Source organism: Paenibacillus catalpae, assembly GCF_900112695.1.
GTDB classification, from domain to species: Bacteria; Bacillota; Bacilli; order Paenibacillales; family Paenibacillaceae; genus Pristimantibacillus; species Pristimantibacillus catalpae.
On record NZ_FOMT01000009.1, the window covers coordinates 14,145 to 35,201 of the forward strand.

Annotated in this window: 21 protein-coding genes and 1 other annotated feature; all 21 genes read left to right on the forward strand. The window is 48.8% G+C overall.

Going from position 1 to position 21,057, the window contains the following annotated elements; translation table 11 throughout:
• The first annotated feature begins 148 nt into the window (after window positions 1-148).
• The 21 genes from BM200_RS30695 to fusA all read left to right on the forward strand — a co-directional run bounded on the left by BM200_RS30695 (window position 149) and on the right by fusA (window position 20,967).
• Entirely contained in the window at window positions 149-280 is a 132-nt protein-coding gene (locus BM200_RS30695) for a hypothetical protein (RefSeq protein ID WP_281248458.1), read from the forward strand.
• A gap of 171 nt (window positions 281-451) precedes the next feature.
• Complete coding sequence (cysE, locus tag BM200_RS28530; RefSeq protein ID WP_091190664.1) at window positions 452-1,114, forward strand: serine O-acetyltransferase; 663 nt, start codon at window positions 452-454, stop codon at window positions 1,112-1,114.
• Complete coding sequence (cysS, locus tag BM200_RS28535; protein ID WP_091190666.1) at window positions 1,111-2,526, forward strand: cysteine--tRNA ligase; 1,416 nt, start codon at window positions 1,111-1,113, stop codon at window positions 2,524-2,526. Before cysE ends, cysS begins: the two co-directional genes overlap by 4 nt.
• Window positions 2,527-2,561: 35 nt before the next feature.
• The gene (locus BM200_RS28540) at window positions 2,562-3,059 is read left to right on the forward strand and encodes a Mini-ribonuclease 3 (protein WP_425434640.1); all 498 of its coding nucleotides are present in this window, start codon (window positions 2,562-2,564) and stop codon (window positions 3,057-3,059) included.
• Window positions 3,060-3,082: 23 nt separating this feature from the next.
• The gene (gene rlmB / locus BM200_RS28545; protein ID WP_091190770.1) at window positions 3,083-3,811 is read left to right on the forward strand and encodes a 23S rRNA (guanosine(2251)-2'-O)-methyltransferase RlmB; all 729 of its coding nucleotides are present in this window, start codon (window positions 3,083-3,085) and stop codon (window positions 3,809-3,811) included.
• A 3-nt stretch (window positions 3,812-3,814) separates the two neighbouring features.
• Window positions 3,815-4,339: an NYN domain-containing protein gene (locus BM200_RS28550; protein WP_091190668.1), complete on the forward strand. Its 525-nt coding sequence runs from the start codon at window positions 3,815-3,817 to the stop codon at window positions 4,337-4,339.
• A gap of 229 nt (window positions 4,340-4,568) precedes the next feature.
• On the forward strand, window positions 4,569-5,219 hold the full coding sequence (gene sigH, locus BM200_RS28555; protein ID WP_091190671.1) for an RNA polymerase sporulation sigma factor SigH: 651 nt from the start codon (window positions 4,569-4,571) through the stop codon (window positions 5,217-5,219).
• Window positions 5,220-5,548: 329 nt separating this feature from the next.
• Window positions 5,549-5,698: a 50S ribosomal protein L33 gene (rpmG, locus tag BM200_RS28560; RefSeq protein WP_015847242.1), complete on the forward strand. Its 150-nt coding sequence runs from the start codon at window positions 5,549-5,551 to the stop codon at window positions 5,696-5,698.
• Between the two features lie 17 nt (window positions 5,699-5,715).
• Complete coding sequence (secE, locus tag BM200_RS28565) at window positions 5,716-5,925, forward strand: preprotein translocase subunit SecE (protein ID WP_091190672.1); 210 nt, start codon at window positions 5,716-5,718, stop codon at window positions 5,923-5,925.
• Between the two features lie 23 nt (window positions 5,926-5,948).
• Complete coding sequence (gene nusG, locus BM200_RS28570) at window positions 5,949-6,482, forward strand: transcription termination/antitermination protein NusG (RefSeq protein ID WP_091190675.1); 534 nt, start codon at window positions 5,949-5,951, stop codon at window positions 6,480-6,482.
• A 49-nt stretch (window positions 6,483-6,531) separates the two neighbouring features.
• Window positions 6,532-6,957: a 50S ribosomal protein L11 gene (gene rplK, locus BM200_RS28575; protein ID WP_091190677.1), complete on the forward strand. Its 426-nt coding sequence runs from the start codon at window positions 6,532-6,534 to the stop codon at window positions 6,955-6,957.
• 136 nt (window positions 6,958-7,093) lie between these two features.
• On the forward strand, window positions 7,094-7,786 hold the full coding sequence (gene rplA, locus BM200_RS28580) for a 50S ribosomal protein L1 (RefSeq protein ID WP_091190679.1): 693 nt from the start codon (window positions 7,094-7,096) through the stop codon (window positions 7,784-7,786).
• Between the two features lie 21 nt (window positions 7,787-7,807).
• Window positions 7,808-7,959 (forward strand) — a sequence feature (ribosomal protein L10 leader region).
• Window positions 7,960-8,016: 57 nt separating this feature from the next.
• A complete protein-coding gene (gene rplJ, locus BM200_RS28585; protein ID WP_091190681.1) occupies window positions 8,017-8,517 on the forward strand; it encodes a 50S ribosomal protein L10 in 501 nt (166 codons plus the stop codon).
• 94 nt (window positions 8,518-8,611) lie between these two features.
• A complete protein-coding gene (rplL, locus tag BM200_RS28590) occupies window positions 8,612-8,971 on the forward strand; it encodes a 50S ribosomal protein L7/L12 (RefSeq protein ID WP_015847236.1) in 360 nt (119 codons plus the stop codon).
• A gap of 101 nt (window positions 8,972-9,072) precedes the next feature.
• Window positions 9,073-9,675 (forward strand): class I SAM-dependent methyltransferase, encoded by a 603-nt coding sequence (locus BM200_RS28595; protein ID WP_091190684.1) that lies wholly within the window; start codon window positions 9,073-9,075, stop codon window positions 9,673-9,675.
• Window positions 9,676-9,972: 297 nt separating this feature from the next.
• On the forward strand, window positions 9,973-13,536 hold the full coding sequence (gene rpoB / locus BM200_RS28600) for a DNA-directed RNA polymerase subunit beta (protein WP_091190686.1): 3,564 nt from the start codon (window positions 9,973-9,975) through the stop codon (window positions 13,534-13,536).
• Window positions 13,537-13,656: 120 nt separating this feature from the next.
• Window positions 13,657-17,256 (forward strand): DNA-directed RNA polymerase subunit beta', encoded by a 3,600-nt coding sequence (gene rpoC / locus BM200_RS28605; RefSeq protein ID WP_425434641.1) that lies wholly within the window; start codon window positions 13,657-13,659, stop codon window positions 17,254-17,256.
• Window positions 17,257-17,498: 242 nt separating this feature from the next.
• Window positions 17,499-17,729 (forward strand): ribosomal L7Ae/L30e/S12e/Gadd45 family protein, encoded by a 231-nt coding sequence (locus BM200_RS28610; protein ID WP_091190691.1) that lies wholly within the window; start codon window positions 17,499-17,501, stop codon window positions 17,727-17,729.
• Window positions 17,730-17,884: 155 nt separating this feature from the next.
• Window positions 17,885-18,304 carry a 30S ribosomal protein S12 gene (gene rpsL / locus BM200_RS28615; RefSeq protein ID WP_091190694.1) on the forward strand — a complete coding sequence of 140 codons (420 nt, stop codon included), beginning with the start codon at window positions 17,885-17,887 and terminating at the stop codon, window positions 18,302-18,304.
• Between the two features lie 63 nt (window positions 18,305-18,367).
• On the forward strand, window positions 18,368-18,838 hold the full coding sequence (rpsG, locus tag BM200_RS28620) for a 30S ribosomal protein S7 (protein ID WP_091190695.1): 471 nt from the start codon (window positions 18,368-18,370) through the stop codon (window positions 18,836-18,838).
• 53 nt (window positions 18,839-18,891) lie between these two features.
• The gene (gene fusA, locus BM200_RS28625; RefSeq protein ID WP_091190697.1) at window positions 18,892-20,967 is read left to right on the forward strand and encodes an elongation factor G; all 2,076 of its coding nucleotides are present in this window, start codon (window positions 18,892-18,894) and stop codon (window positions 20,965-20,967) included.
• Window positions 20,968-21,057: the final 90 nt, after the last annotated feature.

Sequence of the window (21,057 nt, forward strand, 5' to 3'; positions counted from 1 at the left end):
TACAACTCGATGACTTATAAAAGCCATGAACAGGAAAAGTACGTTTTGCCGGATTTTCAGAGAGGACAATCAGCATTAGCCTAAAGCCGATATGTTATTGGCATGTAGGGATGCAGGCTGCAAGTTGTCTAATTCGGGGGGCGGAAAATTGCACCTGGGAGCTTTGTTCCGATCCGTGTCCTTCCACTTCGTATACCGAAGCTGGCGGAGCGGGGTAGGCAGCAACGTATCAGCCAACGTTACAGGCTTTAAGACGAACAGCCGGATAAGGCTGGCCTAAGCTCATATGCGGCTCTAGGTCCGCAACCCTGGTTTGTTCAAGCAGAGTGGAACCGCGACGTTACACGCCCGCCTCTGCAGCATTTCGATGCTGCGGGGGCTTTTTTTATTTTCACCTTAATTGCCTTGTTTTCTTGCGGGGGGCCGCTGCACATGGGAGAGGAGAACACGCATGTTTCGCCATTTGCATTCAGACATTAATGCAGTATTTGAGAATGACCCGGCGGCGCGAAGCCGGTTCGAAGTCGTATTTACGTATTCGGGCCTGCACGCGATATGGGCGCACCGGATTGCGCATAAGCTTTTCCGCAAAGGATGGTTTACGTTCGCGCGTATCGTCTCGCAGTTCAGCCGCTTCATGACGGGCATCGAGATTCATCCGGGGGCAACCATCGGGGAGCGTTTGTTCATTGACCACGGAATGGGAATTGTTATTGGGGAAACATGCGAGATCGGCGACGATGTCGTTATTTATCAAGGCGTAACGCTTGGGGGAACCGGCAAGGAGAGAGGCAAACGCCATCCCACCATCGGTAATAATGTCGTTATTGGTTCAGGAGCGAAAGTATTAGGCTCGTTCCGTGTTGGCGATAATTCCAATATCGGATCTAATGCCGTCGTGCTGCGTGAAGTGCCGGATAATTGCACGGTTGTGGGCAACCCGGGGCGCGTCGTCAGACGTAATGGGGAACGGGTAGGCGACCGGCTAGACCATAAGCAGCTGCCGGACCCTGTTATTGAGATGTTCCGAGAAATGCAAAAAGAAATAGATGGCTTAAAGTCCGAGCTGGAGAAGCTTCGGGAGCCTGTAGCTGGAGGAGAAACGAGATCATGAATGTGCAAATTTACAATACACTGACACGTGCAAAAGAAACATTCGTCCCGCAGGAGCCGGGAAAAGTAAAAATGTATGTATGCGGACCTACGGTCTATGACTATATTCATATCGGTAATGCGCGTCCGGTTATTTTCTTCGATGTCGTGCGCCGTTATCTTGAATATGCGGGTTATGACGTGAATTACATTGTGAACTTTACGGATGTAGACGACAAGCTGATCAAGAAGGCTGAGCAATTGGGTGTTACCGTTCCGGAAGTTGCAAATAAGTTCATCAAGGCGTTTAACGAAGATATTGCTTCGCTCGGCGTGCATAAGGCATCGCTTAATCCGCGCGTTACCGAGCATATCCCATCGATCGTCGCGTTTATTCAAGGCCTTGTCGACACAGGCTATGCATATGCAAGCGAAGGCGATGTGTATTACCGGACATCGAAGTTCGAGGATTACGGCAAGCTGTCCCATCAGAATCTGGAGGAGCTTCAATTCGGAATCCGGATCGAGATAGGCGACCGCAAGGAAAATCCGCAGGACTTCGTCTTGTGGAAGGGGGCAAAGCCGGGTGAAATTAACTGGGAGAGCCCATGGGGACCGGGACGTCCGGGCTGGCACATTGAGTGCTCCGCGATGGCGCGTGAATATTTGGGTGATACGCTTGATATTCATGGCGGCGGCCATGACCTGCAGTTCCCGCATCATGAGTGCGAGGTTGCCCAATCCGAGGCGCTGACCGGCAAGCCGCTTGCGAACTACTGGATGCATAACGGCTACATTCATATCAATAACGAGAAAATGTCCAAGTCGCTCGGCAACGGGATTACCGTTAACGAACTTGTGAAGCGGGTAAAACCGGCTGCTATCCGTTACTTTATTTTGTCGACGCACTACCGCAGCCCGCTTAACTTCACCGATGAAACGATTGCGCAGGCAGAGAACAGTGTGGAGCGGATTGCGAACTGCGCGTCAAACCTGAGACACCGTCTATCCGCATTTGGAGGTCAGGCGGAAGCGGCGAACGTTGGTACGGAGCTTGGCGAAAGATTGTCGCGGATTAAGGCGCAATTCGAAGCGAAAATGGGCGATGACTTCAATACTCCGGATGCGATTACGGCTGTGTTCGAACTGGTATCAGAAGCGAATCAGTATTTGAACCGCTCGGATGCGACAGCGGAAGGCACTGCTGCTTTGCTTGCGGCGCTTGAGCAGATGAACGCTGTTCTTGGTCTGCTGCCGGAAGCGGGTGCGGATGCAGAACTGCTGGATGAAGAGATCGAAGCTCTAATCGTGGAGCGGACAGAAGTCCGTAAAGCGAAGAACTGGGCGCGGGCCGATGAAATTCGTAACCTGCTCACAGAAAAAGGCATTGCGCTAGAGGACACTCCGCAAGGGATTCGTTGGCGGCGCCTGTAGGCCTCTACCGCCTATCGAATGGAGGAAGTGTTATATTGAACAGTCATGAACGGGAAAAGGAAAGCATGGAGGAAGCGGTGCAGGGGGAGGGAGCAGGAGCGGCCCTTTTGTTCCACCGGCCTGCCAAGAAGACACAGCTCATTAATCCGGTTGTGCTCGCCTATGTGGGAGACAGCGTGTTTGAGCTGCTGGTCAGGCAGTACCTGGTATCGTTTCCTAATCATAAATCGCATCATCTACACCGCGAAGCCACCAAGATCGTATCGGCGAAAGCCCAGCGCAAGCTCCTCGAGAAATGGCAGCCGATGCTGACGGAGGAGGAAGCGGATATCGTAAGGCGCGGCCGTAATACGAAATCGGGGGCGCCGCCGAAAAATGCCGATCCGGCTGATTACCGGCAGGCTACGGCATTGGAATGTCTGGTCGGATATTTGTACTATGAAGGACGGGTAGACCGCCTGCATGAATTGTTTGAAGCGGCAGTTGCACCGTCAATGGAAGAGCAGCAGGATGAGAAGGAGGGGCAAGCGTGACAGAACGTTACAACCAAGAAGAAATGATTGCCGGCAAGCATCCTGTTATGGAGGCGCTTCGTTCCGGACGTGATATTAATAAAATCTGGATCGCTGAAGGGGCTCAGAAAAGTCTGACTCAGCCGATCGTGGCGGAAGCCAAACAACATGGCGTTATTGTACAATTTGTGGACAAGCGCAAGCTGGATACGATGGTGGAGGGTGTGCAGCACCAGGGCGTTGTTGCCCAGGCAGCAGCTTTTGCCTACGCAGAAGTGGAGGATCTGCTCGCTAGAGCGCGTGAGCTGAACGAAACGCCGTTCCTGCTCATTCTTGATGAGATTGAAGATCCGCATAACCTCGGTTCTATTCTGCGTACAGCCGAGTGTACCGGCGTGCACGGCGTTATTATTCCGAAGCGCCGTTCCGTAGGCCTGACCGCATCCGTTCTCAAGACGTCGGCAGGTGCGGCGGAGCATGTACCGGTTGCGCGGGTGACAAACCTGGCGCAGACGATCGACCGCTTGAAGGAAGAAGGCGTGTGGGTAGCAGGCACGGACGTGAGCGCGCCGCAGGATGTGTATAAGACGAAGTTTGATCTTCCGCTTGCGATCGTGATTGGGAATGAAGGCAAAGGAATGGGACGCTTGATCAAGGAAAAATGTGATTTCCTTGTGAAGCTGCCGATGCACGGCCGTCTTAATTCCTTGAACGCATCCGTTGCGGCGGGGGTTCTGATGTACGAAGTGGTCAGGCAGCGCCGGAGTGTATAGCCGATGAACCGGCGCAATGATATTTTGCTGGTGGACGGCTATAATATGATCGGCGCCTGGCCTATGCTTGAGAAGCTGAAAGAAATCGATCTGGAGGAAGCGCGGGACAAGCTGCTGGATATGCTGGCAGACTACCAGGGCTTCTCGGGGATGACGGTGTACGTTGTATTTGACGCCCATCAAGTGCCCGGGCTGGGTGCCACTTACCGGCATCACAAGCTGACGATTGTCTATACCAAGGAGAAAGAAACGGCGGACGAATGCATTGAACGGCTGGTCAGCGAGCTGATGCAAAGGCGCCGCAACGTATTTGTCGCCACTTCCGATCTTGTCGAGCAGCATGTGGCTTTTGGCAAAGGAGCGCTTCGGTTATCAGCCCGGGAGCTTCTCATTAATATTCAGCAAAACCGCAAGCAGATCGAGCTTACGCTGCGCGAAGACACTCCCGGAAAGCGCAACACGCTCGACGGCAATCTTAGCCTTGAGGTGCGCACCAAGCTCGAGCGTCTCCGCCGCGGCGGCAAATAGTCTTCATTTTCATCCATAAAATTACAGAATTTCTATTAATACGACTCTCTCGAAATGGCAAATCGGTTGACGGTGTAAGATTACATAATGTATACTGACTCTATATTTAGTGATGAGAACGGTAGTTTTATCGCTGTATTGTCTTGTTTAATCGTTGTGGCAAGAAGCCACTCCGATAGGTTGCATATGAATCTAGCGGCGTACGCCTTGCAGGCCGGAGGGATAGTTCGTGAGCATCGACCTCAAAAAATGGAGTACGCTTGAGTATGACTGCAGTTCTGACGAGGATATCGTAGAAGCGGTTCGTAACGGCGACAGTCTAGCTCTTGAATATTTGATCAACAAATATAAGAACTTTGTCCGTGCCAAGGCGCGTTCATACTTTCTTATCGGGGCCGATCGGGAAGATATCGTGCAGGAAGGCATGATCGGACTCTATAAATCTATTCGCGACTTTAAAGGGGACAAGCTTGCGAGCTTTAAAGCTTTCGCGGAACTGTGTATTACACGGCAGATAATAACGGCAATCAAGACGGCTACCAGGCAGAAGCATATTCCGCTTAACTCTTATGTTTCGCTGGATAAGCCGATTTATGACGAAGACTCTGACCGTACCTTGCTTGATGTGATTTGCGGTACCCGGGTATCTGATCCGGAGGAGCTTATTATTAATCAAGAGGAATTTGTCGGACTCGAAGACAAGATGTCCGAGATATTGAGCGATCTGGAGCGGAAAGTGCTCATGCTATACCTGGACGGTAGATCGTATCAGGAGATTGCGGTAGATCTCGACAGACACGTGAAGTCGATCGACAATGCTTTGCAGCGTGTAAAGCGCAAGCTGGAACGTTATTTGGAAGTTAGGGATCTCAGTAGTTAGGCTATTAATCTCTATAGGATCTGTAGAGTAGATATGAGCTGTTCTTTCGTTCGGCATCAGGCCAGAGGCGAAGGACAGCTCATTTTAGTTTTAAAAGCTGGAATTATGACGATAATGGTAGAGACGAGCTTCCTGGTGTCGCCATTTTTCCATAATATTCGCTACGGCCCAGCCTATGTTTCCATTGACATGGAATATGCCGTGTGATAAATTGTTTTAGGTAGGCCTTAAATGCGAGGCTTTGTTTCGTATTGGGGTTGATGTTGGGACGACGTAATATCTATTATGCCGTCGTAATCCGTATTTAGCAGTTCGGGAGGTGTAATTCAATGCGGGTAATTATCACGTTGGCATGCACAAACTGCAAACAGAGAAACTATGCGAGCAGCAAGAACAAACGCAATCACCCCGACCGCATCGAGTTGAAGAAGTTTTGCAAGTTCTGTAACGAGCAGACTCCTCATCGCGAGACGAGATAGTCAATGGAGGTGTTGACGTGGCATTTTTGGCTAAACTGAAGCAAAGCTTCGGAACAACGTTTAGTTTCTTTGCCGACAGCTGGGCAGAACTTAAGAAGGTTCGCTGGCCAAACCGTAAAGAGTTGACAAGCTATTCGATCGTCGTACTTCTAACGATCGCGTTTGTGACGATTTACTTTTGGCTTCTTGACATCGGGATCTCGTCTCTAGTTGAACTGATTGTTTAAGAAGGGTCCAAAGGTGGATTGGAATGGAAAAAAGATGGTATGTCGTACACACTTACGCCGGTTATGAGAACAAAGTGAAAGCCAATTTGGAGCGTCGCCTCGAATCGATGGGCATGGAAGATAAGATCTTTCGCGTTCTGGTTCCGATGGAAGAAGAAGTGGTAGAGAAGGACGGTAAGAAAAAGACCGTTCAACGTAAAGTCTATCCCGGCTACGTCCTGGTGGAGATGGTTCAAACTGACGATTCATGGTATGTAGTTCGCAATACACCGGGCGTCACAGGATTTGTAGGGTCGACGGGTTCTGGTTCCAAGCCAATTGCGCTTATGCCAGATGAAGTTGAACAGATTCTGAAGCATATGGGCATGGAAGAACCGAAGCCGAAGATTGAATTCGACCTGAAGGAAACCGTGCGCGTAAAAGAAGGGCCTTTCGCAGACTTTGTTGGTACGATAGAAGAAATTCTACTCGACAAAGCGAAGCTTAAGGTGCATGTCAACATGTTTGGCAGGGAAACCCCTCTTGAGCTTGATTATACTCAAGTGGAGAAGATCTAGTATCTTTGTTTCCAGGTTTGGGATTACCAGTGTAAGGAGGTGTTAAGTCATGGCAAAAAAGGTTATCAAAATGGTCAAACTGCAGGTTCCTGCGGGCAAAGCTAATCCGGCTCCGCCGATTGGTCCAGCACTTGGTCAAGCAGGCGTTAACATTATGGCATTCTGTAAAGAATTCAATGCTCGTACTGCAGATCAAGCGGGATTGATTATCCCGGTTGTTATCACAGTGTTTGAAGACCGTTCCTTCACTTTCGAAACTAAAACTCCGCCGGCAGCAGTATTGCTTCGCGTAGCAGCTGGTATCGAAAAGGGTTCCGGTGAACCAAACAAAAAGAAAGTTGCTACGGTTAACCGTGCGAAAGTACGTGAGATCGCTGAGCAAAAAATGCCTGACCTGAATGCAGCTTCCGTTGAGGCAGCAATGCTTATGATTGAAGGTACTGCACGCAGCATGGGTGTAACTATCGTTGACTAATTGTGCTGCTGACCGCTTGCGGTCACTGCACAGGGCCGTCGATAAGACGGTGTTCGGCAGAGCTTAGGCTTTGCACAAGTGGGAGGAGTCCCATTAGGGGAATTTTCCGCTATAACCACAAAGGAGGAGAACTCAAATGGCTAAACACGGTAAAAAGTATTTAGAAGCAGCTAAGCTGATCAACAGCGAAGCAACTTACGAGTCTTTGGAAGCTATTGAGCTTGTGAAGAAAGCCGCTACAGCAAAATTCGACGAGTCCGTTGAAGTAGCTGTACGTCTGGGCGTTGACCCTCGTAAACAAGACCAAGCGGTTCGTGGCGTTGTTGTACTTCCGCATGGTACTGGTAAAACGAAACGTGTTCTCGTATTCGCGAAAGGCGAAAAAGCAAAAGAAGCGGAAGCTGCTGGCGCTGATTTCGTAGGCGATGCGGACATGATCAACAAAATCCAACAAGGCTGGTTCGAATTCGACGTCTGCGTAGCAACGCCGGACATGATGGCTGAAGTTGGCAAACTGGGTCGTATCCTCGGCGGTAAAGGTCTTATGCCTAACCCTAAAGCGGGTACGGTAACATTCGACGTTACTAAAGCTGTTCAAGAAATCAAAGCTGGTAAAATCGAATACCGTCTGGACAAAGCAGGTCAAATCCATGCTCCAATCGGCAAGGTTTCCTTCGACGCAGAGAAACTTAACGAAAACCTTAAGTCTCTGATCGATGCTCTGAACCGTGCTAAACCGGCAGCAGCTAAAGGGGTTTACCTGAAAAACATCTCCGTTTCTTCGACAATGGGCCCTGGCGCTCGTGTTAACGTAGCGGTTTACCGTTAAGTTAAACAAGAAATCGGAACTAACATTCGAATACGCATACCGTAGACAGTAGGTGCCGCAAGGCTTAATTTCCTACCGAGGTGTTATGATAAATAGACTTGCGCGCGATTAACTTTGCGGCAACAATATATCATGGCCTTCGCAGTCGCTGTGGAGGCCTTTCTCATGCACCCTAAGCAGAGGAAGCTTGTCATATACGGAATGTACAAATATTACGGGAGGTGTACGTTTTGGCAAACGCAAAAATCATCCAAGAGAAACAACAGGCGGTTGAAGTAATCACAGCGAAACTTCGTGAGAGCTCCAGCACGGTCGTTGCTGACTATCGCGGATTGAACGTTGCGCAAGTAACTGAACTTCGTAAACAGCTTCGTGAAGCTGGCATCGAATTCCAAGTACTGAAAAACTCGCTCGTTCGCCGTGCGACTGAAGCTGCGGAATTGACAGAACTGAACAGCATTTTGGTTGGTCCTACAGCCATTGCTTTCAGCGTTGATGATGCCGTAGCACCAGCGAAAATCTTGAACGATTTCGCTAAAAAGAATGACGCGCTGAAATTAAAAGGCGGCGTTGTTGAAGGTAAAGTAGTAGGTGCGCAAGAGATTAAAGCACTGGCGGAACTTCCGTCCCGCGAAGGCTTGCTCTCCATGCTCCTCAGCGTCCTGCAAGCTCCAATGCGCAACTTCGCGCTTGCGGTTAAAGCAGTCGGCGAGCAAAAAGAAACAGCTTAATAAGAGCTGTTGCATAAACCATGTTCAAACTGCTGACCTTCCTCGGAAGGCGGCATAAACCAAAAAAAATTAAACCACTTTCGGAGGTATAACCATGTCTAAAGAGCAAATCTTAGAAGCGATTAAAGTTATGACTGTTCTTGAACTGAACGATCTTGTTAAAGCAATCGAAGAAGAATTCGGCGTTACAGCTGCTGCACCAGTTGCAGTTGTTGCAGGCGGCGCAGCAGAAGTTGCTGAGCAAACTGAATTCGACGTTATCCTTAACAACGCTGGCGCTTCGAAAATCAACGTAATCAAAGTTGTTCGCGAAATCACAGGTCTTGGCCTGAAAGAAGCGAAAGACCTGGTTGACGGCGCTCCAAAAGCAATCAAAGAAAAAGTAGCTAAAGAAGAAGCAGAAGCGGTTAAAGCTAAGCTTGAAGAAGCTGGCGCTGCTGTAGAAGTGAAGTAATTTCGCTTCAAGCTATAATAACGGGCCCCTTGAAACGTCACGTTTCAAGGGGTTCGTTGCATGTTTATGCGATAAAGAGCGATAAGCAGGAGGCCAAAGAGATGTCGGACCACTATTACTCTCAAACTCCGGGAGTGAAGCATGATAGGCAAATACATGAGGCGAATCTTCGAGGCTATTCGCTGCGATTTATGACGGATGCCGGCGTTTTCTCAAAATCAGGTGTCGATTATGGCAGTCGTGTGCTGCTGGATGCGCTCGTTCTTGCGCCATCTGCTCAAGTGCTGGATGTCGGTTGCGGTTACGGGCCCATCGGATTAACTGCGGCGAAACTAGCGCCGGAGGGGCATGTAACCATGATCGACATTAATGAACGTGCCGTTGAGCTCTCACAAGAAAATGCGAAGCTTAACGGAATTACAAATGTTACGATTCTGCAGAGCGATATCTATGAATCTGTGAAGGACAAAAGCTATGATGTGATCTTGACCAATCCTCCTATTCGGGCGGGCAAACAGGTCGTTCATCGTATATTTGAAGAGGGTTATGAGCGATTAAAACCCGGCGGTAAGATGTGGGTCGTCATTCAGAAGAAGCAGGGCGCTCCGTCAGCGGAAGCCAAGCTGGATACATTGTTTGGCGATGTCGAAGAGGTAACGAAGGATAAAGGGTACAGGATTTTTTTGGCAAAAAAGTCTAGTTAACGATTTTCTTGACTTGACTTTTTAGATATGGTAATATTATAAAATGTCAGCATTAAATTGGGCTCAATCTCTTTAGTCAACTAAAATGTCAAGTGCGATTTTTGGCGCGGAATGCATAATACTTGCACATTTGACGTATAATGTTTACATTTTGGGCAAAATTACTTGATATGGAACCATCGCGCCGCGCTGCGTTTGGTTGGCTGCCGGAACACGCTCTTTTTTCGAACTATTCGATAAGGGCTTTTCTTTATTTAAAGTAGTGACGCAGTGATATATCGATGCTGTGAGACAGACATGAGGGGTGAGGTTAAGTTGGCAGGACAACTTGTTCAGTATGGTCGGCGCACGCGGAGAAGTTACGCCCGGATCAACGAGGTGCTGGAAGTCCCGAACCTGATTGAAATCCAACAAAAATCGTACGAAAAATTCTTGGACAATGACTTGCTTGAGTTATTCCAGGATATTTCGCCGATTCAGGACTTTACGGGCAATCTATCGCTTGAGTTTATCGACTATAGCTTAGGCGAACCGAAATATTCGGTCGATGAATCAAAGGAACGCGATGTGACGTACGCTGCTCCACTGCGCGTTAAGGTACGGCTCTTCAACAAAGAAACCGGCGAAGTGAAAGAACAAGAAGTGTTCATGGGCGACTTCCCGCTGATGACAGAGACCGGTACGTTCATTATTAACGGGGCGGAACGTGTAATTGTCAGCCAGTTGGTTCGATCCCCAAGTGTGTACTTCAGCACGAAGGTTGATAAGAACGGGAAGAAAACATACACGGCAACGGTAATTCCGAATCGCGGGGCTTGGCTCGAGCTTGAGACGGATGCTAAAGACATCATTTACGTTCGTATTGACCGGACCCGGAAAATACCGGTGACGGTGCTTTTGCGCGCTCTTGGATTTGGGACCGACGCTGAAATCTTAGAATTGCTCGGCCATGACGAGTATATTCGCAACACGCTGGATAAAGACAACACAGATTCGACCGAGAAAGCGTTGATCGAGATTTATGAACGCCTTCGTCCGGGCGAGCCGCCTACTTTGGATAATGCGAAGAGCTTGCTTGTTGCTCGTTTCTTCGATCCAAAACGTTACGATCTGGCTAACGTCGGCCGTTACAAAATAAACAAAAAGCTTCACATCAAGAACCGTCTGTTTAACCAACGTCTTGCTGAGACGCTGGTTGATCCAGGTACAGGTGAGATCATCGCAGAAGCAGGTCAAATGATTGACCGTCGTCTGCTGGATGAGATCCTCGACAAGCTGGAGAAAAACGTCGGCTTCAAAACATACCATGTTGCTAATGGTGTGCTCGATGCAGATAGCATTCCTCTTCAAACGATCAGTGTATACTCACCGCTTGATGATGCGAAGGTTATCAAAGTCATCTCTAATGGCGTTATTGATAAATCCGTTAAGCATATTACGCCTGCGGACATTATTTCGTCCATTAACTATTTCATTAACCTTCTGCACGGAGTAGGCAACACGGACGATATCGACCATCTCGGCAACCGCCGTTTGCGTTCGGTAGGCGAATTGCTGCAGAACCAATTCCGTATTGGTCTCTCCCGTATGGAGCGCGTTGTGCGCGAAAGAATGTCGATTCAAGACGCTAACGCGATCACGCCGCAAGCATTGATTAATATTCGACCAGTTATTGCGTCGATTAAAGAATTCTTCGGCTCCTCGCAGCTGTCGCAGTTCATGGACCAAACGAACCCGCTGGCGGAATTGACGCACAAACGTCGTCTGTCTGCACTCGGTCCGGGTGGTCTGACGCGTGAGCGCGCAGGCTTCGAAGTACGTGACGTCCATCACTCCCACTACGGGCGTATGTGTCCGATCGAAACACCAGAGGGTCCGAACATCGGTTTGATCAACTCCTTGTCGACATTTGCTCGTATCAACGAGTATGGCTTCATTGAGGCGCCTTACCGTTGGGTTGATCCGAAGACAAGTATCGTTACCGAGCAAATCTCGTATTTGACGGCCGACGAGGAAGATAACTACGTTATCGCCCAGGCGAACGCGAAGCTGACTGAAGAAGGCAAATTTGTCGAAGACAGCGTCATCGTTCGTTACAACAAACAAGCAGATAACATCCTGACTATGCCAAGCGAACGCGTTGACTACATGGACGTATCGCCGAAGCAGGTTGTCTCGGTTGCGACAGCGCTCATTCCGTTCTTGGAAAATGACGACTCCAACCGTGCGCTCATGGGATCCAACATGCAACGTCAGGCCGTGCCGCTTCTTATTCCGAAAGCACCACTCGTTGGTACAGGTATGGAGCACAAATCGGCTAAAGACTCCGGTGTATGTATTGTGTCCAAGTTTGACGGTGTTATTGAACGAGTTTCGGCAAATGAAATTTGGCTGCGCCGTACTGAAGTTTTGGACGGCAAACAAGTGGTTGGCGATCTCGTAAAACATAAACTGCATAAGTTTATGCGCTCTAACCAAGGAACATGTATTAACCAGCGTCCGCTTGTTCGTAAAGGTGATCTGATCAAGAAAGGCGATATCCTCGCTGACGGTCCTTCGACAGAGCAAGGCGAATTGGCGCTTGGCCGTAACGTTGTCGTTGCGTTCATGACTTGGGAAGGCTACAACTACGAGGATGCTATTCTTCTTAGCGAAAAGCTTGTGAAAGAGGATGTATATACCTCGATTCACATTGAGGAATATGAATCCGAAGCACGTGATACGAAGCTTGGACCGGAAGAAATTACGCGCGACATTCCGAATGTCGGCGAAGAAGCGCTCAAGAACCTCGACGAACGCGGTATCATCCGCGTTGGTGCGGAGATCGGCGCCGGCGATATCCTCGTTGGTAAAGTAACACCTAAAGGCGTTACGGAACTGACGGCGGAAGAACGCCTCCTTCACGCGATCTTCGGTGAGAAAGCTCGTGAAGTCCGTGATACTTCGCTTCGTGTACCGCATGGTACCGACGGTATCGTTGTAGACGTTAAAGTATTTACTCGTGAGAACGGCGATGAACTGCCGCCAGGCGTGAATCAGCTGGTCCGTGTATATATCGCACAAAAACGTAAAATCTCCGAAGGCGACAAAATGGCAGGACGCCACGGTAATAAAGGGGTTATCGCCCGCATTATGCCGGAGGAAGATATGCCGTTCTTGCCAGACGGCACACCAGTTGAAGTCGTGCTTAACCCACTGGGCGTACCATCGCGGATGAACATCGGTCAGGTGCTCGAGGTCCATCTTGGTATGGCTTGTAAACAGCTCGGTCTTCATGCAGCAACACCGGTATTCGACGGAGCGCGCGAGTATGACGTATTCGACACGATGGAAGAAGCCGGTATGCAACGTAACGGTAAGACCGTTCTATACGATGGCCGTACAGGCGAGTCGTTCGAACGCGAAGTTACGGTCGGCGTCATGTACATGATCAAACTGGCGCACATGGTTGACGATAAAATCCATGCCCGCTCGACTGGTCCTTACTCCCTCGTTACGCAACAGCCTTTGGGCGGTAAAGCTCAATTCGGCGGTCAGCGTTTCGGCGAGATGGAAGTATGGGCACTTGAAGCCTACGGCGCTGCCTATACGCTTCAAGAGATTCTTACTGTCAAATCCGACGACGTTGTCGGCCGCGTGAAGACGTATGAATCGATCGTGAAGGGTGAGAACGTACCGGAGCCTGGTGTTCCTGAATCGTTCAAAGTATTGATCAAAGAGCTTCAGTCCCTCGGTATGGACGTTAAGATCCTGACCGAGAATGAAGAAGAGATCGAAATGAAAGAAATCGATGACGAAGATGACGGTACGAGCGATAAGCTCAACCTGAACTTGGAAGGTGCCGAAGCAGGCGCTGAATAAGATTTGATTATAGGCTTGCTCGTCCTTCGCCTGAAGGGCGTGCAGCCGCCAATTTGTACGACATAGCCATACATGACGAAGGAGGGTTGCTCCTTGTTGGACGTGAACAACTTCGAGTATATGAAAATCGGGCTTGCCTCGCCGGATAAAATCCGTTCTTGGTCCCGCGGAGAAGTCAAAAAACCGGAGACGATCAACTATAGGACGTTAAAACCGGAGAAAGAAGGTCTTTTCTGTGAGAAGATCTTCGGGCCTACAAAAGACTGGGAATGTCATTGCGGCAAATACAAACGCGTTCGTTATAAAGGCGTTGTCTGTGACCGCTGTGGCGTTGAAGTAACTCGCGCTAAAGTACGCCGCGAGCGTATGGGCCATATCGAGCTTGCTGCCCCTGTATCGCATATCTGGTACTTTAAAGGCATTCCAAGCCGTATGGGCCTTGCGCTTGACATGTCGCCTCGTTCGCTCGAGGAGATTATCTATTTTGCATCCTATGTAGTAACCGATCCTGGTGATACGCCGCTTGAGAAAAAACAACTGCTGTCGGAGAAAGAATACCGCAGCTACCGTGAAAAATACGGTTATGGCTTCCAAGCGAGCATGGGTGCAGAAGCAGTTAAGAAATTGCTTCAAGACATCGACGTAGAGAAAGAACTGGAACAGCTTAAAGAAGAATTGCGCACTGCTCAAGGGCAACGCCGTAATCGTGCGATTAAGCGTCTTGAAGTAATCGAAGCATTCCGTAACTCCGGCAATCAGCCGGAATGGATGATTCTCGACGTACTTCCGGTTATTCCGCCAGAGCTTCGTCCGATGGTACAACTGGACGGCGGACGTTTCGCAACGTCTGACCTGAATGACTTGTACCGCCGTGTAATTAACCGTAACAATCGTCTGAAACGTCTGCTTGACCTTGGTGCTCCAGACATTATCGTTCAGAATGAGAAGCGTATGCTGCAAGAAGCAGTTGATGCCCTCATCGATAACGGTCGTCGTGGACGCCCGGTAACAGGCCCAGGTAATCGTCCTTTGAAATCGCTCAGCCATATGCTGAAAGGTAAACAAGGTCGTTTCCGTCAGAACTTGCTCGGTAAACGGGTTGACTACTCTGGTCGTTCCGTTATCGTAGTAGGTCCAAACCTGAAAATGTTCCAATGTGGTCTTCCAAAAGAGATGGCACTGGAGCTGTTCAAGCCGTTCGTTATGAAAGAGCTTGTTAACAAAGGTTTGGCTCATAATATCAAGAGCGCGAAACGCAAAGTTGAACGCGTTAGCCCTGAAGTATGGGACGTTCTTGAAGAAGTAATCAAGGAGCATCCGGTTCTTCTTAACCGTGCCCCTACGCTTCACCGACTTGGTATCCAGGCGTTCGAACCAATTCTGGTTGAAGGCCGCGCCATTAAGCTTCATCCGCTCGTATGTACCGCTTATAACGCGGACTTTGACGGTGACCAAATGGCTGTTCACGTACCGCTTTCGGCAGAAGCTCAAGCTGAAGCACGTCTCCTGATGCTTGCATCGGGCAACATTTTGAACCCGAAAGACGGCAAACCGGTTGTTACACCATCGCAGGATATGGTTCTCGGATCGTATTACTTGACAATGGACAACAAGGATGCCAAAGGTTCCGGTTCTGTGTTCTCGACTGTGAACGAAGCAATCTCCGCTTACCAGCGTAGTATTGTATCGCTTCATGCTCGTGTATTCGTGCCTGCTAAAGTACTGAAGAAAACGATCTTTACGGAACAACAGCAGAACTCGCTGATTTGTACAACAGTCGGTAAAGTCATTTTCAACGAGATCTTCCCGGAAGATTTCCCTTACATCAACGAAGCTTCCAAAGTGAACTTGCTGCAAGGTACGCCGGATAAATATTTCGTATACGAAAAAGGCAGCGACTTGAACAAAATTGTTGACGAGTTGCCAATTGCCGGCGGTGTCGGTAAAGAGTATCTCGGCAACATCATCGGCGAATGCTTCCGTATCTACCATACAACATTAACGTCGATCATTCTTGACCGTATCAAACAACTGGGCTTCACGTACTCTACACGCGCTGGTATTACCGTAGCGGTATCGGACGTTATCGTTCCGGAGGAGAAAGTGGAGATCCTGAAAGAATCCGACGCAAAAGTAGCTGTCGTTATGAATCAGTACCGTCGTGGTCTGATCACAAACGAAGAACGCTATGACCGTGTTATCGAGATTTGGAGTAAATCCAAAGATCAAATTACGGATATCCTCATGAAATCGATGGATCGTTACAACTCCATCATGCTCATGGTTGATTCCAAAGCACGGGGTAACAAATCGCAGATCGCCCAGCTCGGCGGCATGCGTGGTCTGATGGCGAACCCATCCGGCCGTATCATTGAGTTGCCAATCAAATCGAACTTCCGTGAAGGCCTGACCGTCCTCGAGTACTTCATCTCGACGCATGGTGCGCGTAAAGGTTTGGCCGATACAGCCCTTCGTACAGCTGACTCGGGTTACTTGACCCGTCGTCTGGTTGACGTTGCGCAGGACGTTATCGTTCGTGAAGATGATTGTGGTACTGATAAAGGCTTTGCCGTTAGCAAAATCCAAGACGGTAAAGAAGTTATCGAGGATCTGTATGACCGTATCGAAGGACGTTACGCATTCGAAACGATTCGTCATCCTAAAACGGGCGAAGTTATCGTTAAGAAGAGCGAACTGATCGATTCCGGCAAAGCGGATGCGATTATCGATGCTGGTATTGAGAAGCTTCAGATCCGTTCGGTGCTTAGCTGCCGTGCGCGTCATGGCGTTTGTAAAATCTGCTATGGCCGTAACCTGGCAACAGGCAAGCACGTTGAAATCGGTGAAGCGGTTGGTATTATCGCGGCACAATCGATCGGCGAACCAGGAACACAGCTTACCATGCGTACGTTCCATACCGGCGGCGTAGCCGGCGACGATATTACGCAAGGTTTGCCGCGTATCCAAGAGCTCTTCGAGGCGCGTAATCCGAAAGGTCAAGCGATCATTACGGAGCTCGACGGTGTCGTGAAAGAAATCCGTGAAGCGAAAGACCGCCGTGAAGTTGAAGTACAAGGTGAAGCGGAAACGAAAGTATACGCTATTACGTATGGTTCGCGTATCCGTGTAACCGAAGGCCAGCAAATCGAAGCCGGCGACGAACTGACAGACGGTTCGATCGACCCTAAAGATATGCTGCGCATTAAAGGTATCCGTGGCGTTCAAAACTACATTTTGCAAGAAGTACAGCGCGTATACCGTAACCAAGGTGTAGAAATCAACGATAAACACGTTGAGGTTATGGTTAAGCAAATGCTTCGCAAAATCCGTATCGTTGACGCTGGTGACACTACGCTTCTTCCTGGCGCATTTGTTGACATCCATGAATACGAAGCAGCTAACCGCGAAGCGATCTTCGCAGGCCTTGAGCCTGCGGTTGCGAAGCCGGTATTGCTTGGTATTACTAAGGCATCCCTTGAGACAGATTCGTTCTTGTCCGCGGCTTCGTTCCAAGAAACGACTCGCGTACTGACCGACGCTGCTATCAAAGGTAAAGTCGACCAATTGCTAGGTCTGAAAGAGAACGTTATTATCGGTAAGCTGATCCCGGCTGGTACCGGTATGAACCGTTACCGCAGTATCAAGCTGGTAGGCCTTGAAGATGAGCCGGAAACAACTGAAGAAGGCGAATTGGAATCCGAAGCAGTTACGATTGAATAGTATAGTGTAATAGATGAGAAGAGCGTGGCATTCGGCAGGGATGGTTGGTCTTCCCTGTTGATGCCCGCTCTTTTACATGTATAATAGTTTATGGGCCGTACCTTTAACCGTAGGAATGAATTAACCAATACTTTGCATATGGACAGAGTGCATAACAGCTTGACACATGTAGATGTAGGTGTTACTATATCGAAGTGTGCCTAATTGTGTGATCGCTCTACTGTTAAAGAAAAGGTGATATCATGCAGTTTAAGGTTGGCGCGAAACAGACGACGAAGATGCTTGAGCAAGATAAAGCTATCGAAGTCTATGTAGCTCGTGATGCAGATCCAAGGATGATAGAGAAGATCGTTCATCTTTGCGAGCGGTTGAGTGTTCCGATCAAATGGACGGATACGATGCAAGAACTCGGGGAGACCTGCGGGATTGATGTCGGGGCTGCTATGGCAGCGCTCATACCTGATGAAGAATAATGAAGACATAATTTTTGTTGGTGCAGATTTGAAAGATGATGGACCGGCGAAAATTTTTATTTGTTCTTTTATGAACCGCCTGGATCTGTGGGCTTAATGATTGGGTTAAATGTCTTGCCATAAATAAGACATAATCATGGGAAGGGGGTGGCAACATGCCAACAATTAATCAGCTGGTCCGTAAAGGCCGCCAAGCTAAAGTCGTAAAATCGAAATCGCCTGCTTTGCAAAGAGGGTTTAACGCCCTGAAACGTGAAGCAACGAACATCAGCGCTCCGCAAAAACGCGGTGTGTGCACTCGTGTAGGTACGATGACTCCGAAAAAACCGAACTCCGCACTTCGTAAATATGCGCGTGTACGTTTGACTAACCGCGTAGAGGTAACGGCGTATATTCCGGGTATCGGTCATAACCTTCAAGAGCACAGCGTTGTATTGATCCGTGGTGGACGGGTAAAAGACCTTCCGGGTGTACGTTACCATATCGTTCGCGGTGCATTGGATACAGCGGGAGTTAACAACCGTAACCAATCCCGTTCGAAATACGGTACTAAACGCCCTAAAGCTAAAAAATAATAAGTTGAATATATTCGGATAATATCCGGGTAAAACGACTAACTGAGAAAGGGGGACTTTATCATGCCACGCAAAGGTCCTGTAACAAAACGTGATGTATTGCCAGATCCGCTGTATAACAGCAAATTGGTAACTCGTCTGATCAACCGTATTATGATCGACGGCAAACGCGGTGTAGCTCAAACACTGTTGTATAATGCTTTCACACTGATCCAAGAACGCACGGGTAAAGATCCGATGGAAACGTTCGAAGCAGCATTGAAAAACATTATGCCAGTACTTGAGGTTAAAGCACGCCGTGTAGGCGGTACTAACTACCAAGTGCCTATCGAAGTAAAACCAGAGCGCCGTACGTCGCTTGGTCTTCGTTGGCTCGTTAACTACTCGCGTAACCGCGGTGAGAAAACGATGGAAGAGCGTCTGGCAGCAGAAATCATGGATGCAGCTAACAACACTGGTGCATCTGTGAAGAAGCGCGAAGACACACACAAAATGGCAGAAGCGAACAAAGCGTTTGCTCACTACCGCTGGTAGGATTTTAAATAACCTGATTGAGTTAATCTCAATACACGAGAGGAGACAAATTCATGTCAAGAGAGTTCTCCTTGAATAATACGCGCAATATCGGGATCATGGCGCATATCGATGCTGGTAAAACGACTACTACTGAGCGTATCTTGTTCTATACAGGCCGTACTCATAAAATCGGTGAAGTGCATGAAGGCGCTGCAACGATGGACTGGATGGAACAAGAGCAAGAGCGCGGTATCACAATTACGTCTGCCGCGACTACTGCTCAATGGAAAGGCAACCGCATCAACATTATCGACACCCCGGGGCACGTTGACTTCACAGTAGAAGTTGAACGTTCCCTGCGCGTATTGGACGGGGCCGTTGGCGTATTCAGCGCCAAAGAAGGCGTTGAACCACAGTCTGAAACTGTATGGCGTCAGGCTGACCGTTACGGCGTTCCACGGATCGCTTACATCAACAAGATGGACATCATCGGTGCAGACTTCCTGAATGTTATTAAAGACATGCGTGAACGTCTGCAAGCGAATGCTGTTGCGATTCAATTGCCGATTGGCGCTGAGAGCGATTTCCTCGGCGTTATCGACATTGTTGAGCGCGTAGCTTACAAGTACAAAGACGACCTCGGGAAAGATCCTGAGCAAGTTGAGATTCCTGCTGAGTATGCTGACCAAGTAGAAGAGCTTCGTCTGGAGCTTATCGAGAAGGTAGCTGAGCTGGATGAAGAATTGACTATGAAATATCTGGAAGGCGAAGAAATTACAATTCCAGAGATTAAAGCAGCGCTTCGTAAAGGCGTTTGTGAAGTTAAGATCTTCCCAGTAATCGCAGGTTCTTCTTACCGTAACAAAGGTGTTCAAATGATGTTGGATGCAGTTGTTGACTACCTGCCTTCGCCACTCGACGTACCGGCAATCAAAGGTACACTTGAAGACGGTGAAGAGTCTGTACGTCATTCTTCCGATGAAGAGCCGTTCGCGGCACTTGCATTCAAAATCATGACTGACCCTTATGTTGGTAAATTGACGTTCTTCCGTGTATACTCGGGCGTCCTGAAATCCGGATCGTATGTTCTTAACGCAACGAAGAACAAACGTGAACGTATCGGCCGTATCCTGCAAATGCACGCGAACAGCCGTCAAGAAATTTCCGAAGTATACTCCGGTGATATCGCTGCTGCAGTCGGTCTGAAAGACACGATTACGGGCGACACGCTGTGCGATGAGAAGGACCCGATCATTCTTGAATCGATGAACTTCCCTGAGCCGGTTATCTCGGTAGCTATCGAACCAAAAACGAAAGCTGACCAAGACAAACTCGGTATCGCAATCTCCAAACTGGCTGAAGAAGATCCAACGTTCCGTGCTCATACAGACGAAGAAACGAATCAAACGATTATCTCGGGTATGGGTGAGCTTCACCTTGAAATCCTGGTTGACCGTATGCTTCGCGAATTCAAAGTTGAGACTAACGTAGGTAAACCTCAAGTAGCTTACCGTGAGACATTCCGTACCGCGGCTAAGGTTGAAGGTAAATTCGTTCGTCAGTCCGGTGGTAAAGGTCAATATGGTCATTGTTGGGTGGAATTCACTCCGCAAGAGCCAGGTCAAGGTTTCGTATTCGAGAACAAAGTTGTGGGTGGATCCATTCCTCGTGAATTCATTGGTCCTATCCAAGCGGGTATCGAAGAGTCGATGAAGAACGGCGTAATCGCTGGCTTCCCTCTCGTTGACGTTAAAGCAACTGTAGTAGACGGATCGTACCATGACGTTGACTCCTCGGAGATGGCGTTCAAAATCGCTGGTTCCATGGCGCTTAAAGCTGCTAAGGAAAAATGTAACCCAGTTCTTCTTGAGCCAATCATGAAGGTTGAAGTTACAGTGCCAGAAGAGTACATGGGCGACGTTATGGGTATGTTGAACTCCCGTCGTGGTCGTATCGAAGGTATGGATACTCGTGCAGGTGCACAAATCATCCGTGCTAAGGTGCCTCTCGCTGAGATGTTCGGTTACTCCACAACTCTTCGTTCCGGTACACAAGGCCGTGGCGTATTCTCCATGGAGCTTTCGCACTATGAAGAAGTACCACGTTCGATTTCCGAAGAAATCATCTCCAAACACAAAGGCGCTTAATTATTAAGCGGCTTAACGATACCTTAGGGTATGCTAGGCTGGCGCAATGCTGTTTCGCAGTGTTGTGCTTGGCCCACACATAAAACTTTA